This is a genomic window from Sporomusa sp. (genome assembly GCF_035561155.1).
In the GTDB taxonomy this organism is placed as follows: Bacteria; Bacillota; Negativicutes; order Sporomusales; family Sporomusaceae; genus Sporomusa.
Genome location: NZ_DATMYD010000146.1, coordinates 29,013 through 43,370, shown reverse-complemented (window position 1 = coordinate 43,370; position 14,358 = coordinate 29,013). Strand labels below are relative to the sequence as shown.

Here is a 14,358-nt window from a genome sequence, read left to right as displayed (position 1 = left end):
TCGTTTAGGATAAACCAAAGATTATTATATAATTAAATTCCCCAGAGGTCAAAAATATATATTTACCAAATTAAACCATATAAGCTTATTGAGTGTTTTCTGAAATAATATCCTGGCATTATTTCGACCTAAGCCGGAGATAATACTAATAAATTCAAGGAGGTGTAATTAATATGGAAATGCTTGACATCAAAACAGCCTTACGCACGACTCTTACACAAAAGCAGGAACTAGTGCGTGATTATCAGTCTTTTGCCGATCGTGTTAATGACAAAGAAGTAGCTAAAATGTTTAAACATTTCGCCGAAGCCGAGGCTCTGCACTCTACTCAAATTAAAGATAAACTTGACAACCTAGCTCAATAATTACATCAGTAGATTATATGCAAAAACCCACACAATCATGTGTGGGTTTTTAATAATCTTTATTTTACAAGTGAGTCGAGTGTTGGTGAGTAGGCTGGGTTTCTGCAGTTTGGGCAAGCTGCTCGAGATCATCGTCACTGTTGCCACCGAGCATACTTTCAATTTTATTCATAACTTGCGGCACCATATCAATAAGCCGGTCGTAAAAAAGGTTACTCTCCACTGACATAAATCGTACACCATTAGTTGGTGAACATACCAAAAAACCAACTGGTTTAACACTAATTCCGGCGCCGCTGGCTCCACCAAAAGGGTGGCCTTGAGCAGGTGCCGCTTCTTCCGCTTCATAGTCGCCACCGCCAGCCGCAAAGCCAAACGCCACCCGTGAAATAGGAACAATTACTGTTCCATCCGGAGTCTCAACCGCATCGCCGACAATGGTATTCACATCGACCATGCCTTTGATACTCTCCATAGCAGTCTTCATCAAACCCTGTATTGGATGCTCAGCCACTGCGAGTCGCCTCCTTGTGCAATGAATTTGTTAAAGTAGCCATAGTCGCAGTAATAACTTTGCCAAGTCTTATTCTTAATATACACTTGAATTCAATTTCAAAATGGCTTTGGCCGTACATTGGCGTAACTTTGATGTTAGGTTTGGCATCGAGCTTCAGGCGGTTGTCAAGCGATGTCAGCAGTAGTCCACGGGCTGCTCCAATAACGCCCATCATAAGTCCAGTGCTGGCCGCATCCTCAAAACCATACTCGGCTCGTAAGTCTAATTTTTCGCAGTGTATTGAAGATACCAGACTGTTAATGTAGCAACTATAGATATTGATATACCGTTTGACCTCTCTCATCAGCTTTCGGAATTTTTGCGGGTTCTTTACAAATATTTCGGCAATTCTTTTTACAAAACGCTGCTCACGCGCGACGTAGGTCTCTGTTCCACCTTGCGGAGCCTTAATTTTTGAGGTAATCCAAGGTAAATCGTTAAACCGTACAATCTCAATAACAGGAATTTTAATGGTATAAACTAACAGTGGCCTTAAAGCATATAGGGTAACGGCTACATGATCATCATCGTTATGTCGGCAAAAATAAAGTTCAATATAAATGTTTATTCGCGAAAGCATCAACATCAAACTGACGGCAGTTAATAAGATAATTGTCCAATTGTTCATGCTTTCCACCTCTTTACTAGTTCATTATTTAATTTAAACACTTATTCTAAACTCTATGCGTTCTGGAATCACCATGCCCTAGGCAATAAAAAAAGACAGTCGTGTGACTGTCTTCATTCCGCAGAACGGTTCTCAGGAAGCAGGTTGGCGATAGCAGGCAAATCGTCGAGATTCTTTAAACCAAAGCACTGTAAAAACTCGTTTGTTGTTCCATACAAAATAGGACGACCAATCGCCTCTTTACGCCCGATTTCCTTAATCAGCATCCGCTCTAAGAGCGTGTTTATGACCCTATCCGCTTTTACACCGCGAATGCTCTCAACTTCCTGTTTGGTTACTGGTTGCTTAAAAGCTACAATGGCCAGCGTCTCCAAGGCGGCCGTCGATAATTTGCTATCTTGAACATCAGCCAATTTACTGACGATATCGGATAAAACAGGCTTAGTACATAACTGATAACCACCAGCTACTTCAACGATAGTCAAGCCTCGTTCCTCGACCGCCATTGAGTTTACCATCTCAGCGATCAGTATATGAACGTGTTCGGTTTGTATTTGTAATAGCCCGGCAATTTTATCTGCCGGCAGCGGCAGCCCGCTAGCGAACAGCAGGGCTTCTATAGGCCCTTGTAAATGCCGATAAAACATAGCGCCTTCACTCCTTTAATGTAAGGTGAATAGGTGCAAAGGGCTGCTCCTGATGGATGCTAATCCGTTTTAATCTGATAAGCTCCAATAAAGCTAAAAATGCAGCGATAGCTTCGTTGCGAGAGCCTGTTCGGATAATCGTCTTGCTAAACTCCAGGCGTCCATTATTACTTCTTAGTAAAGTAATAATATCGTGCATTTTATCCTTAACACTAATCTCTTCGGGAGCAATTACGGCAAAATCCGGGACAGCGCTTTCCCAAAGAGCGGCAAATGCTTTTAACAAATCGTCCAAAGAGAGCCCTTCAGGTAACGAAAACTGATGGGCAAATTCCTGCGGCAATCGGGTAAAATACTTATCCCGTTCACCGCTAAATTGCTCCAATACTTCAGAAATTTGTTTAAATCTGCGGTACTCAATCAGGCGTTCAACAAGTTCCTGACGCGGATCAATTTCGTCAGCAACTGCGTCGCTTATTACTGGACGCGGCAATAGCATACGCGATTTTATCTGCAGCAGCGTAGCTGCCATAACTAAGAATTCGCTAGCCACTTCTATGTTAAATTCTTCCATTGCCGTAAGGTAATCCAGGTATTGCCCGGTGACTTCTGCTATAGGGATATTATAAATGTCAATTTGATGCTTCTCGATCAGGTGCATCAATAAGGCCAACGGCCCCTCAAAGGTCTCCAGCTTAATCGTATAGCCTGACATAGGTGCATTAGGCCAAGTTCATAACGGCCCGGACTTCTTCCATAGTAGCTGCCGCTATTTTGCGCGCCCGCTCGGCGCCGTAAGCCAATATTTCCTTTATCTTATCCGGTTTACCTGCCATCTCTTTGCGTCGGCCGTGAACATCGGCCAGTGTTGTAACCATTTTCTCAGACAGGCGTTTTTTACATTCTACACAACCGATGCTGGCGTTGCGGCAGTGGCCGGCAATTTCGGCCTGTTCCGGGCTGAAAATTTTATGGAAGGTATAAACTGTGCAAACATCGGGGTTTCCTATGTCAGTTTTTTTGACGCGCTGTGGGTCAGTAATCATTAATCTTACCCTTGCCTGCAGCTCATCTGGTTCAGCTGCGTAGGGGATTTCGTTACCATAGGACTTACTCATTTTACGACCATCAATACCTGGCAGCAATGGGCTTAAGATTGGCTGCGGTTCAGGGAATACCGGTTTGTACAAATTGGCAAAACGACGGACAATCTCCCGTGCCAATTCAAGATGCGGCACCTGATCTTCCGCTACCGGTACGGCATTGGCTTTGTATAATACAATATCGGCAGTCTGCAATTCGGGATAACCCAGAAAGCCGTAAGTATTGATTTCTTTCCCCATATCACCTAACTGTTGCAGTTTATCTTTGTAGGTAGGCACGCGTTCCAACCAGGACAACGGCGTCATCATGGATAATAAAAGATGCAACTCAGCATGTTCCTTAACATGAGACTGAACAAAAATAATATTTTTCTCAGGATCAAGACCAGCGCTCAGCCAGTCAAGTGCCATACATTCAATACGCTCCGGAATCTTACTGGTATCTTCATAGGAAGACGTAAGCGCATGCCAGTCAACGATGGAATAAACACAGTCATACTCATTTTGAAGCTTAATCCAATTGTTAAGCACCTGGAAGTTCCCCATATGAAATTTTCCTGACGGCTGCATACCACTGAAAATACGTTTTTTAGTCAATTGTATCTCCTCCTGTTACAAAATTGTCATAACTATTGCATTGATAATATAGGCTAAACCTCTTTCAAGGGGGTAAGTAATCATACCAATCACGCCAACATACACAAGCGCCATCAGTATAAAAGGGCCATATTGTTCCATCTGTTCAAACACAGAACCTTGCCGGCCCGGCAATAAACTTGCCAATACTTTTGATCCGTCTAGCGGTGGTATTGGTATTAAATTAAAAATGGCCAGGATGATATTATAACTGTAAGTCATCCACAAGATCTTGACCCAGTCTCCGCTTAATAATTGTATTTTGGCTAAAATACCGATAGTAAAGGCAGTAAGTAGTGCCAATATCATATTGGAAACCGGCCCGGCCAGTGATACCATTACCATTCCTTGGCGATAGTTTTTAAAATAGCTGGGGTTGATAGGCACTGGTTTGGCCCAACCAAACTTAAACAACCACAACATCAGCAAGCCAATAGGATCAAGATGTGCTACCGGGTTCAGCGTCAGTCGCCCCATAAACCGGGGTGTCGGATCCCCTAAGGCCACTGCCGCCCTGGCATGCGCATATTCATGAACAGTTAAAGCAATTAACAGTGCCGGTATTCTAAATATCATATCGGCGTCAAAACCAAACAAATGGAGTCCCCCTTATCAGTTCTGTCAACGTACTACTAAATTATACTAAAAAAGCTATAAAAAGCAAAATGAAATACTTGATTTGTTTTCCATACTAAAAACGCCTCGATATGCTCAAAATAAGTGTATAAGGTTCATCCAACGAAAATCGCCCAATAATGAAAGGGGGCCTATACTTAGTGCTAGTCACCACTCCTATAAAAACATTCGTTCTTGCAGTTGTTATCCTTTCCTTTAGCTTGAGCGGCTGCGGTTTATTGTCAGGTCCTGCTCCCAAACCGGACATCGGTCCGGCTGGTAAACCAGTGGAGTCAAAACCCAATCCCCCATTTATAGAAAGGTTTTATGCCGCTCCAACTGAGCTTTATGATTTAGAGTCAACAGCCGGGGTTGTGTTTGAAGGCATCAACAAAGAGGACTGGGCTCAGGCTCAGGCAGGTCTCAATAATTTACAGACTTCATGGCAGCAAGCTAAAGGTGCAGTTGGTGACAAAAAAGGTGTTAAGGAAGCGGATGAAGCCATTGGCAAACTAACATCTGCCATTAATGGTCAGAAAGTAACCGATTCCTATGAAAGCTTAATTAAATTTATGGGTAGTGTTAGCGACATCGGCAAATCTTATAAGTTGTCGCCAATTGCCGATATTATCGCTGTGAGCAACTCTATTCGCAATGTCAGTTTCTATGTAGAGGACAAAGACTGGAAAAAAGCAGCAGCTAAAGTCAAAGAGCTTCAAGGTACATGGGAACAGGTAAAACCTAGCATGGAACAAGTCGGTATATTGGGAGAGGTCACCAAAGTTCACTCAACAGTAACCCAGATGAAAGATGCCGTTAACGCTGAAAATAAAGGCGCGTTTATGGAACACCTAGCCAACATAAACGAAAGTATGGGGCGTGTAAGAGAATTTTTCCGTGGAAAATAGAAGTAGCCGCCTAGGCGGCTACTTCTATTTTTCTTTCTTTTTGCCTTTATTATTGGTCTGGCTGTCTTCCTTAACGCCGGCGCTATCTAACCTGTCTTTATCCTGAGGCTTTAAAACAGCCGGGCGTAAAATCTTACTAGGAATGGGTAATCGAAACAACACGTCTTTCATAGCACTGAAATTAAAAGGCAGTGCAGGCCATAGATAAGGCACCCCGAAAGATCGTGAGGCTAACAGTAACAAGAATACGGCTGCTAATCCACCGATAAAGCCGGGTAATTTGAACATCATAACTAACACAATAAGAGCCGCACGGAACAAGCGCATGGCCATAGCAAACTCCATGCTTGGGGTTGCAAAAGCGCCTACTGCTGCGACGGCGGTATAGAAGATGATTTCATTGCCAAATAGTCCTACTTTTGTGGCAAAATCACCTAACATAAACGCCCCAATAAAACCTAGAGCTGTTGATTGGGCAGTAGGCACATGAACAGTGGCCATCCGTACCAGTTCAATACCAAATTCAGCTAAAATAAACTGGAGGCCAATAGGAATAATACCCGGATCGCGCGGTCCTAAAAAAGCGAGAGATTCAGGCAGCAGTTGACGGTTAAGCACCATTGCCAGCCATAAGGGCGGCAGAATGAGTGAAAACATAATGCCTGCCAATCTAACAAGCCGCAAATACGAACCAACCACAACATTTTGGTGAAACTCCTCGACATGCTGCACATGATGCCAAAATGTTGTCGGCAAAATCATAATATTGGGTGAGGTGTCTACTATTATACAAACATGTCCCTCTAAAAGATGCACTGCTGCTACGTCCGGACGCTCAGTGTATCGAACCATGGGCAGCGGATTCCACTTACTGCCGCCGACAATATATTCTTCTATGGCTTTTTCAGCCATAGGTATACCATCAATATTAATGTTATTTATACGCTTTTTTACTGTCTCAACAAGGTCGGGGTTAGTAATATCTTTAATATAGCAGACTGCAATATCGCATTGAGAACGAGTCCCTACTTTAACTATTTCAAATCTCAGATTAGGGTCACGTAAGCGACGCCTAATCAAAGCCGTATTAAATACAATCGTCTCTACAAAGGAATCCCGGGAGCCTCTCGTTACTTTTTCAATGTTTGACTCAGCCGGAGCACGGACCGGATAAGCGCGGGCATCTAAAACTATGACCTGACTTTCGCCATCTACGAAAAACAGTAACTCGCCAGATAACAGGCTAGTTATGGCATCATTCATATTTTCAACCAATTTGGCTTGGGAATGGGTGGCACGAGAGTAAAAAAGTTTTTGCATTGTGTTGATTGCCAAATCTTCCTGATTATAAGCAGTTAACTCTTCGAAAACATTTGACAGTACAATATCATTTGTCATGCCATTAATAGAAAATGACGCAGCACGTTTTCGTCCTACTCTAAATTCACGAAAAATAACATCAAAGGTTTCGCCTACACCCAGGTAGTCTTTTATATAATTTATATTACTGTCAATGTTTTTTTCTATTTTCCGTTCATCCGTCATAACTAACGCCACTCCGTTTCAGTATCTCTTCTATGGCTTTACGGGTAATAGGAGCACCCCGACTTAAGTCATCATGCTTATCCATCTTGCCAATATCACCTACGCCGATGATAACCGGAATTTCAACATCATTAAGTACGTCAACTGTGTCTCCGGTAATGACCGGCTTACAGCCACAAGCTTCTTTATTTTTTATTTCGCCTTTTTTATCCACAGACACATCAATCACATGGCCCTGGCAGTCGACACAGGCATCAGCCTGAACTCCGTCAATACCAGTCGTATTAGAAGCCACAGCCACGGCTCCCAATACTTCAATATCTGGATGATTTGCAACATATTCAAGGGCCCGTTCCCCTTCAGCTTTTTCCTTATGTCCTTTATCATCAAACATCACCAGTACAGGGTCATATGGCACGGTTTTTAGCAATTCTACGATTGTTTTACCACTGATAGGTGTTGGGTTTCCTGCGGAGGCTGAAATACAACGTAACCCTAGAGAAGTACCTATATTTTCTACAGCATGCTGCGCGACCCGATCCCCATCGGTAACAAGAATTACACGAATTTTTTTATTAACTTCTTTGACTTTGGTCAATTAATTACACCTCATTACTTTTGGCTATTTTCTTCTCCTAGTAAATTGCTAATCTTGTTTGCGATTTTCTCACTTTCGCTAATTACCTGCTTGAGTTTTTTTAGACTGGTTTCAAGCTCATTAGAAAGTTCATATTGTGCCTGAGCAAGTACTTGTGCTGCCGTCTGGACTGCTATTGTGCTATTCTTATTAGACTTATTACCCTGCCCGTTACTTTGGCTTTGGCTTTGACTTTGACTTTGCCCTTGCCCTTGCCCTTGTACCTGCCCTTGCCCCTGACCTTGATTTTGGTTTTGTTGCTGTGACGAGCTTTGACTGACGCCGGCTGAATTATTTTGCTGGCTGTCATTCTGCAGGAGGATACTAAATAAATTTCTCAACTCTTGGGATACAGCAGCTTCTGATTTTGAGCCAGATGCTTGCTGTTGACCTTGTTGAGGTTGCTGAGAGTTCTGCCCTTGACTTTGCTGAGACTGCTGATTTTGAACAGACTGCTGCAATAACTGCTGAAACTGGCCGCCAGACTTATTGCTGCCGTTTAAGGAATTTTGCAAGTTTTCCAGTTGATTGTTTATTTTACTTAATAGGTCCATTACTTCGGGCGAATTGGTTTGCTGAGACCCTTTGGCCATTTCGGCTTGAGCTTGTAAAAAGCCTTTGGCCATATCAGAGATTACTGTTTCATCATCCACTTGGGTCCGCTCCTGGTTTTGTGACTGGAAATGGGTGGGTTTTATATAACTTGAGATTTTACTGGAAGCTCGCTTCGGCACATTCATCACCCCATGCTTTACTTAAAACAACTGACATATACTCAAAATTAAAGAAACGACCGCAAACCTAAGGTTTGTAACAGCAAGTGGATGTCTTAGCACAGCTGCCGGATTGACTAAATGAGCTGTGCTAACAAATTCGATACCACCAGCCGCTTTACTAATAATGAAATTTGTTAGGGGTCCGCTAAAGGCAAAAAGCACGGTTTTTAATTCACTTAGATTTGTAACCGAAGCGGAGCTAAACGCTCCGGCCGTAACAATCTTTTCAATATTTCCAGATAAAAAAACTGCCATAAGCACTTGTCCTGTAGCATTAGCCAAAGCTGCTGCCAAAGCATAATGTGGATACCGGATGCTGACTAAGACTATGGAAATAACCAAACCAACTACATCTACTGCCATCATATGTGTTCGTCCTGCCTACCCTTTTGGATTAAAAACAATAGCCATCATTAAACCAAAAAACACCGCTGCGGTTATTCCTGTGGCCGTAGATTTAACTGCCCCGCTGAAAATCCCCCAGAAACCTACTTTGTTTACTTCCTCGATCGTGCCGGAAACCAGAGAATGACCAAAGCCAGGTAGTGGAACAGTTGCCCCCGCACCACCAATATCGACTAACGGCTGATATAGCCCTAATCCACTCAAAACACCGCCTAAAACGACAAACAACACCAAAACATGAGCTGGTGTAAGCGGGGTAAGATCCATAAGTAATTGCCCAATTACACAAATCAGGCCGCCGATGACAAAAGCCATTATGTATGCCTGCAAATGCGCTGCCTCCTTTACATTTCCACTGCTACGGCATGAGCAATACAAGGAATGGATTCTTTTTGCTGATAGGATGTTGTACTATGTAAACTGCCTGTGCCTACAAGCAGTATTTTGCGTAGCTTTTGACGCATCAGCATCCGGTAAATATATCCGGTAAATACTACGCCCGAACTGGCGCAACCGCTGGCCCCAGCATGAGCATCCTGGTCTTTCCGGAAAATCATACAGCCGCAGTCTTCATACACAGCTGACAAATCGACGCCTTTTTCCTTAAATAAATCGATAACCAAAGCTTTGCCAACACTCCCCAGATCCCCGGTATAGATCATGTCATAATAGTTTGGCTGCCGGCCGGTATCATTGAAATGCCACCATAAAGTATCTGCAGCAGCCGGAGCCATAGCGGGTCCCATCGCATTTGGATCTTTTATACCCATGTCTACTATTTTACCCACCGTTGCGGCTGTAATCCGCGGCCCATCGCCACTGTCTGAAATTACCAGCGCCCCTGCCCCAGTTACTGTCCACTGCGAGACCAACGGTCGTTGGACGCCCAGTTCTGTAGGAAAACGATATTGCCGCTCTGCCGTATCATGATGACTGGAAACCGCGGCAGCAATTTTACTCGCGAAACCGCCATCAATGAGCATAGAGCCTACAAGCATACTTTGGGCTAATGTTGAGCAAGCGCCGTACATCCCTAAAAAGGGGCGTCCGATGTTTCTTATAGCAAAATGCGTACTCATTAACTGATTAAGTAAATCTCCAGCAAGTACATAATCTACATTATCAATGGTACTGTTATCTTTGCTTATTGCCGTTTTTAGGGCCCATTCCATCATACTTGATTCGCATTTTTCCCAACTGGAATTATCATCAAGATTATCTTTAAGTATCCGATCGTAAAACTCAGTTAAGATACCGTCTCCTTCCATCGGTCCGACAACATTGGCCGTACTTGTGATAATAGGTGGAGATGCAAAAACAACACTTTGTTGACCCCGTTTTTTGCTCATCTCCGTCCTCCTTCCCCTATAATCTTAACCAATAAATAAAACCAATAAGCACTGCTGTTGAAATTCCATACACTAATACTGGTCCCGCAATGACAAACATTTTGGCGCCTATACCAAAAACAAAGCCTTCTCGTTTAAACTCCATGGCAGGAGCTACAATGGAATTGGCAAAACCGGTTATCGGTACAATTGATCCGGCACCCGCTCTGCGCCCTAGTTCATCATAAACACCTAACCCTGTGAACAAGGCACTCAAAAATATTAATAAGGTGGAAGTAGGACCGGCAGCATCTTTTTTACTTAATCCGACGCTCACAAAATAGTTTAGGAAGAATTGTCCTAGTACACAAATCAAGCCACCGACAATAAATGCCCATATTACGTTTTTTATTATTGGCGGTTTAGGTTTTACCTGTTCAAACTTGTCCTGGAACTTTTGCTGTTCAGCCTGACTGGCCTTACTGTCAAACACTTGTGCACCTCCGTTATTGGCCTTGTTGAATATAGCAACCAGCTATCTGACAAGGTAGAAAGCGAGCACTCAGTTCGCTTATATTTTGACCATAGCTAAACTGATTAATTCATCCGATGACTAGCCCGCTCTAAGCTCCCATCTTTCCTGTGCCCTTTAGGGTATACAAGTGGGAGTTATACCCAAAGGGCACAGGCGAGCGGCTAAGTCCCTGGATAAGGGCGACTTAGCTTCAGATGGGGTTAAAACCCCACCTGAAGCTAAGTCTACTTTATATAATGACAAAGAGTGCCAGCGGCACTCTTTGCAAACACCTTTATTTAATTAGTGCTGAACCTGAAAGGCTATTTTCACATCAGCCTTATACTCAGCTATGTGACCATTGTCTACGTTAGCAGTAAAGTTTGTTACTTCAACTCCCAGGATGGCGTCAACAGTTTTGGCAGCTTCCAATACCGCATTATCTACAGCGTCAGTCCAGTTGTGGCGGGAAGTCCCCACAAGTTCAATCACTTTTACAACCATTATTACTACCCCCTGTTACTGATTATGTTTTGTTAACAGTTATAGTCTGTGCATTATTTAGATTGTTATGCCAAAGAAAAACCTGTTTAGCTTTAATTGGGGCTTTCTTGGGTAGATCGGCGCCAAAATATAGCCAAGCTGCTGTACTACCTGCCATCAATAGAAACACTAAAAAAAGGTAAATGATTCCTTTGCCTTTTAGTTTGTTGATTACACTGTTACTCATCACAATCACCTCTGATATTATTATGCCCTAAATTGTATTAATACTTGCAATGAAAAACAGACCTCACAACGAGGTCTGTAAAAACTCTCTTATAATTTTTAGCGCCTGCTTTTCTATTCGTGATACCTGTACCTGTGATAAACCAATTATTGCAGCAATCTCGGCCTGAGTCTTATCGTTAAAGAAGCGTAAATATATCACCGTACGTTCTTTCACCGGTAAACGAGCCAGTACTTCTTTTAATGCTAGCTTATCGAAATAGGCAGTATCCTGGCCATCTGAGTGCATCAACTGGTCAAGCAGGTGAATTGCATCGCCACCATCACTCCCCTGAAACGCCTGCTCATATATCGATACCTGGGGTTGAACGGCTTCAAGCGCAGAAACAATTTCCTGCGGCGCTAGCGATAACTCTTTGGCAATCTCGCCGATTGTTGGTTCCCGCCCTAAAGCTCCTTGCAGCTTTTCTTGTATTTTATGAACACGGTAAGCTAGCTCTTTTAACGGTCGGCTAACTTTGATAGGATTGTCGTCCCTAATAAAACGGCGAATCTCGCCGATAATCATCGGCACTGCATAAGTAGAAAACTTAACGCTAAAATTGAGGTCAAACCGTTCAATAGCTTTTAAAAGTCCAATACAGCCTATCTGAAACAAATCATCCCACTCATAGCCGCGGTTGGTAAAGCGATGGACAATGCTTCGCACCAAATTCAAATTGTTTTCAAGAATTCGTTCGGTAGCTACTTCCTTGATGGCAGGGTCTGCCGACTGAGCTTTGAGTAATAGTTCTTTAAACTCTTCCTCTTTGAGCATGTCCTTCACCTAATGTTCGGTGACTGGCGCAAGCGTTTTGGCCATTCTCACCGTTGTACCCTGCTTTAGCTCAGATTTAACCTCAAGTTCATCCATAAACGACTCCATAAAGACAAATCCCAGACCCATACGCTCAGGATCGCTGGAAAACGAAGGCTGACGCGCTTCTTCAATATTAGCGATCCCCCGCCCGTAATCAATCACAGTAAACTCAATCTTGTCCAAATATAAGATCATGGTTAATTCAATATAATTATGTTCCTGATTATCTTCGCCATACCCATGGATTACTGCATTAGACACCGCCTCCGAAACAGCGACTTTAATTTCGTCGATGTCAGTAAGCGTCAAATCAATCTGCGCAGCAAAAGCAGCTGCAGCTGCTCTGGCAAAGCCAACGTTTTCATTGAGACTTAAGATCGAGAGTTTTATTTGGTTTTTAATTTTTGCTTCCATTGGCATGGCCTCCTTATAGCAGCTCTAAGGCTTGTTCTTCGGATTGATAAATTGTTAAAATTTTCATTAACCCAGCTAATTCAAATATCCGCTGCACGTGCGGTTCAAGATGGACGGCAAGCATTTTACCACCAAGCTGGGCAATACGCTTATATCGTCCAAGAATAACTCCTAAGCCTGAACTATCAATAAAATCAACTGCCTGCATATTAAGCAAAATATGTTTGGCTCCAGTCTCATCTAATTCTTTGTCAACTGCCGCGCGGAATTCATTGGCTCCGTAAACATCCAACTCCCCCTCAAGCCTGATCACTAGGACTCCTTGCTTCATAACTGTAACGACTTTCAACAACATAACCTCCTACTTTTACTTTATATATAGACAATTCGCTAAAAGGAAATATTTTCCTGCAAATTTCACAAAAAAACTGTGGTAAATTTTACCACAGTTTTTTGAGTAGGAAACATCTATTAATAATCACAACTTTTATTTTGATATATTGAACATATTGGTAATCATGTTTTGGAAAATTCTCATCAGCCCGGCTTTTGGTATAGATTTCTCGGCAATCAAATCAACTTTGCCTACCTCTTTACCATCTTTAAGCACGACAAGTTCCCCGTATTTTTGACCTTCTGCCACCGGGGCGGTCACAGTAGACTCTGCTATTATCTTTTTTTGCAAATTTTTGTTTTGACCCTTACCAAGGATTAAATTTAAATCTTGTGCTGCTACTAACTGAATTTCTTTATCTATACCCTTATTGACCTTGAGCCGTTCGACAACTGTACCTTGGGTAACAATGGATACAGCTGAAAAATTGGCAAAACCCCAATCAAGAAGCTTCATGCTTTCTCTTAAATGCGAGCGTGGTTCGGGTGTCGCAAAGACTGCAGAAATAAGTCGTAGACCGTCACGCTTGGCAGTTCCGACAAAACAGTACTTTGCTTCTTCAGTCCAGCCTGTTTTAAGACCATCACCGCCTTTATACCACCACAGTAGTTTATTGGTATTTACAAGCCAATTTTTACCATCTCTAAGCCAAGCTTCTTTAATGCCGCACATATCCATGTAGAGAGGATGGGTTACAGCTTCTCTGCCAATTAAGGCTGCGTCATACGCACTCATATAATGATCAGTTGTTGGCAGTCCATTGACATTATTAAAGTGGGTGTTAGCAAGTCCCAGCGTTTCAGCCCGCTTATTCATTGCGTCAACCGCGGCCTGCTCGCTACCATAGATATGTTCCATCAGCGCAACGGCGGCATCGTTAGCGCTAACGACCGCCACAGCTGACAGCATTTCCTTCACTGTCATCTTTTCGCCAGGTTCAAGCCAAATCTGCGATCCTCCTTGCCGCCAGGCGTTTTCACTTGCAAAAATTTCATCTGTAAGATTAATGCGGCCCTGCTCTACAGCTTCAACCGCCAAGAGCAAAGTCATAATCTTGGTTACACTGGCGGGGGGGAGTCGCTTATGTGGGTCTTTTTCAAAAAGTACAGTGCCATTCTCATCCATAAGTACAGCCGATACAGCACTAGTATCCAATTGAGTGCCAGACTGTAGTTTTGCCGTTGTTGCCGGGGCGCTGAAAGCAGTGGCAGCAACCAAAACAAAGAACAGTAATGTCACCAGCGCAATTTTTCGAATCAATGAAAACACTCCCTTCTTTTGAAATTATAATTTCCCATA

General features: G+C 43.0%; 21 protein-coding genes. 2 read left to right on the top strand and 19 right to left on the bottom strand.

The window, feature by feature from the left end; translation table 11 throughout:
* Nucleotides 1-173: 173 nt before the first annotated feature.
* Entirely contained in the window at nucleotides 174-365 is a 192-nt protein-coding gene (locus VN447_RS19380) for a rubrerythrin family protein (protein WP_325527384.1), read from the top strand.
* 64 nt (nucleotides 366-429) lie between these two features.
* Here the strand turns inward: VN447_RS19380 and ytfJ are convergent, their stop codons facing one another.
* The 6 genes from ytfJ to VN447_RS19350 all read right to left on the bottom strand — a co-directional run bounded on the left by ytfJ (nucleotide 430) and on the right by VN447_RS19350 (nucleotide 4,532).
* Nucleotides 430-879: a GerW family sporulation protein gene (ytfJ, locus tag VN447_RS19375; protein ID WP_325527382.1), complete on the bottom strand. Its 450-nt coding sequence runs from the start codon at nucleotides 877-879 to the stop codon at nucleotides 430-432.
* The gene (locus VN447_RS19370; protein WP_325527380.1) at nucleotides 872-1,549 is read right to left on the bottom strand and encodes a DUF2953 domain-containing protein; all 678 of its coding nucleotides are present in this window, start codon (nucleotides 1,547-1,549) and stop codon (nucleotides 872-874) included. Before VN447_RS19370 ends, ytfJ begins: the two co-directional genes overlap by 8 nt.
* 113 nt (nucleotides 1,550-1,662) lie before the next feature.
* Nucleotides 1,663-2,196: an SMC-Scp complex subunit ScpB gene (gene scpB, locus VN447_RS19365; RefSeq protein WP_325527378.1), complete on the bottom strand. Its 534-nt coding sequence runs from the start codon at nucleotides 2,194-2,196 to the stop codon at nucleotides 1,663-1,665.
* A 7-nt stretch (nucleotides 2,197-2,203) separates the two neighbouring features.
* A complete protein-coding gene (locus VN447_RS19360) occupies nucleotides 2,204-2,911 on the bottom strand; it encodes a segregation and condensation protein A (protein ID WP_325527376.1) in 708 nt (235 codons plus the stop codon).
* 7 nt (nucleotides 2,912-2,918) lie between these two features.
* Nucleotides 2,919-3,896 carry a tryptophan--tRNA ligase gene (trpS, locus tag VN447_RS19355; protein ID WP_325527374.1) on the bottom strand — a complete coding sequence of 326 codons (978 nt, stop codon included), beginning with the start codon at nucleotides 3,894-3,896 and terminating at the stop codon, nucleotides 2,919-2,921.
* 15 nt (nucleotides 3,897-3,911) lie between these two features.
* The gene (locus VN447_RS19350) at nucleotides 3,912-4,532 is read right to left on the bottom strand and encodes a site-2 protease family protein (protein WP_325527372.1); all 621 of its coding nucleotides are present in this window, start codon (nucleotides 4,530-4,532) and stop codon (nucleotides 3,912-3,914) included.
* A gap of 179 nt (nucleotides 4,533-4,711) precedes the next feature.
* Here VN447_RS19350 and VN447_RS19345 point away from each other — a divergent pair, with 179 nt between their 5' ends.
* On the top strand, nucleotides 4,712-5,458 hold the full coding sequence (locus VN447_RS19345) for a DUF4363 family protein (protein ID WP_325527370.1): 747 nt from the start codon (nucleotides 4,712-4,714) through the stop codon (nucleotides 5,456-5,458).
* A gap of 24 nt (nucleotides 5,459-5,482) precedes the next feature.
* Here VN447_RS19345 and VN447_RS19340 read toward each other — a convergent pair whose 3' ends face one another.
* The 13 genes from VN447_RS19340 to VN447_RS19280 all read right to left on the bottom strand — a co-directional run bounded on the left by VN447_RS19340 (nucleotide 5,483) and on the right by VN447_RS19280 (nucleotide 14,328).
* Entirely contained in the window at nucleotides 5,483-7,003 is a 1,521-nt protein-coding gene (locus VN447_RS19340; protein ID WP_325527368.1) for a spore germination protein, read from the bottom strand.
* Nucleotides 6,993-7,601: a stage V sporulation protein AE gene (locus tag VN447_RS19335; RefSeq protein ID WP_325527366.1), complete on the bottom strand. Its 609-nt coding sequence runs from the start codon at nucleotides 7,599-7,601 to the stop codon at nucleotides 6,993-6,995. The genes VN447_RS19340 and VN447_RS19335 overlap by 11 nt, the downstream gene beginning before the upstream one ends.
* A gap of 14 nt (nucleotides 7,602-7,615) precedes the next feature.
* On the bottom strand, nucleotides 7,616-8,293 hold the full coding sequence (locus VN447_RS19330) for a hypothetical protein (protein ID WP_325527364.1): 678 nt from the start codon (nucleotides 8,291-8,293) through the stop codon (nucleotides 7,616-7,618).
* A gap of 102 nt (nucleotides 8,294-8,395) precedes the next feature.
* Nucleotides 8,396-8,782 carry a hypothetical protein gene (locus VN447_RS19325; RefSeq protein ID WP_325527362.1) on the bottom strand — a complete coding sequence of 129 codons (387 nt, stop codon included), beginning with the start codon at nucleotides 8,780-8,782 and terminating at the stop codon, nucleotides 8,396-8,398.
* A 15-nt stretch (nucleotides 8,783-8,797) separates the two neighbouring features.
* Nucleotides 8,798-9,136, bottom strand: a complete 339-nt coding sequence (gene spoVAE / locus VN447_RS19320; RefSeq protein ID WP_414714930.1) for a stage V sporulation protein AE — start codon at nucleotides 9,134-9,136, stop codon at nucleotides 8,798-8,800.
* Between the two features lie 29 nt (nucleotides 9,137-9,165).
* The gene (gene spoVAD, locus VN447_RS19315; RefSeq protein WP_325527358.1) at nucleotides 9,166-10,170 is read right to left on the bottom strand and encodes a stage V sporulation protein AD; all 1,005 of its coding nucleotides are present in this window, start codon (nucleotides 10,168-10,170) and stop codon (nucleotides 9,166-9,168) included.
* Nucleotides 10,171-10,186: 16 nt separating this feature from the next.
* Nucleotides 10,187-10,642 (bottom strand): stage V sporulation protein AC, encoded by a 456-nt coding sequence (gene spoVAC, locus VN447_RS19310; RefSeq protein WP_325527356.1) that lies wholly within the window; start codon nucleotides 10,640-10,642, stop codon nucleotides 10,187-10,189.
* Nucleotides 10,643-10,966: 324 nt separating this feature from the next.
* A complete protein-coding gene (locus VN447_RS19305; RefSeq protein WP_325527354.1) occupies nucleotides 10,967-11,167 on the bottom strand; it encodes a dodecin family protein in 201 nt (66 codons plus the stop codon).
* Between the two features lie 22 nt (nucleotides 11,168-11,189).
* The gene (locus VN447_RS19300) at nucleotides 11,190-11,393 is read right to left on the bottom strand and encodes a hypothetical protein (RefSeq protein WP_325527352.1); all 204 of its coding nucleotides are present in this window, start codon (nucleotides 11,391-11,393) and stop codon (nucleotides 11,190-11,192) included.
* Nucleotides 11,394-11,456: 63 nt separating this feature from the next.
* Entirely contained in the window at nucleotides 11,457-12,209 is a 753-nt protein-coding gene (locus tag VN447_RS19295; protein WP_325527350.1) for a SigF/SigG family RNA polymerase sporulation sigma factor, read from the bottom strand.
* A gap of 9 nt (nucleotides 12,210-12,218) precedes the next feature.
* Complete coding sequence (spoIIAB, locus tag VN447_RS19290) at nucleotides 12,219-12,665, bottom strand: anti-sigma F factor (protein ID WP_325527348.1); 447 nt, start codon at nucleotides 12,663-12,665, stop codon at nucleotides 12,219-12,221.
* A gap of 13 nt (nucleotides 12,666-12,678) precedes the next feature.
* Nucleotides 12,679-13,020: an anti-sigma F factor antagonist gene (gene spoIIAA / locus VN447_RS19285; protein WP_325527346.1), complete on the bottom strand. Its 342-nt coding sequence runs from the start codon at nucleotides 13,018-13,020 to the stop codon at nucleotides 12,679-12,681.
* A 132-nt stretch (nucleotides 13,021-13,152) separates the two neighbouring features.
* Nucleotides 13,153-14,328 carry a D-alanyl-D-alanine carboxypeptidase family protein gene (locus tag VN447_RS19280; RefSeq protein ID WP_325527344.1) on the bottom strand — a complete coding sequence of 392 codons (1,176 nt, stop codon included), beginning with the start codon at nucleotides 14,326-14,328 and terminating at the stop codon, nucleotides 13,153-13,155.
* Between the last annotated feature and the right edge of the window lie 30 nt (nucleotides 14,329-14,358).

What these genes read in the sequence shown, in the direction of transcription:
- VN447_RS19380 (WP_325527384.1), top strand. Translation starts at nt 174, where the DNA reads ATGGAAATGCTTGACATCAAAACAGCCTTACGCACGACTCTTACACAA.
- VN447_RS19370 (WP_325527380.1), bottom strand. Translation starts at nt 1,549, where the DNA reads ATGAACAATTGGACAATTATCTTATTAACTGCCGTCAGTTTGATGTTG.
- scpB (WP_325527378.1), bottom strand. Translation starts at nt 2,196, where the DNA reads ATGTTTTATCGGCATTTACAAGGGCCTATAGAAGCCCTGCTGTTCGCT.
- VN447_RS19360 (WP_325527376.1), bottom strand. Translation starts at nt 2,911, where the DNA reads ATGTCAGGCTATACGATTAAGCTGGAGACCTTTGAGGGGCCGTTGGCC.
- VN447_RS19340 (WP_325527368.1), bottom strand. Translation starts at nt 7,003, where the DNA reads ATGACGGATGAACGGAAAATAGAAAAAAACATTGACAGTAATATAAAT.
- VN447_RS19325 (WP_325527362.1), bottom strand. Translation starts at nt 8,782, where the DNA reads ATGATGGCAGTAGATGTAGTTGGTTTGGTTATTTCCATAGTCTTAGTC.
- spoVAE (WP_414714930.1), bottom strand. Translation starts at nt 9,136, where the DNA reads ATGGCTTTTGTCATCGGCGGCCTGATTTGTGTAATTGGGCAATTACTT.
- spoVAD (WP_325527358.1), bottom strand. Translation starts at nt 10,170, where the DNA reads ATGAGCAAAAAACGGGGTCAACAAAGTGTTGTTTTTGCATCTCCACCT.
- VN447_RS19305 (WP_325527354.1), bottom strand. Translation starts at nt 11,167, where the DNA reads ATGGTTGTAAAAGTGATTGAACTTGTGGGGACTTCCCGCCACAACTGG.
- VN447_RS19300 (WP_325527352.1), bottom strand. Translation starts at nt 11,393, where the DNA reads ATGAGTAACAGTGTAATCAACAAACTAAAAGGCAAAGGAATCATTTAC.
- VN447_RS19295 (WP_325527350.1), bottom strand. Translation starts at nt 12,209, where the DNA reads ATGCTCAAAGAGGAAGAGTTTAAAGAACTATTACTCAAAGCTCAGTCG.
- spoIIAB (WP_325527348.1), bottom strand. Translation starts at nt 12,665, where the DNA reads ATGGAAGCAAAAATTAAAAACCAAATAAAACTCTCGATCTTAAGTCTC.
- spoIIAA (WP_325527346.1), bottom strand. Translation starts at nt 13,020, where the DNA reads ATGTTGTTGAAAGTCGTTACAGTTATGAAGCAAGGAGTCCTAGTGATC.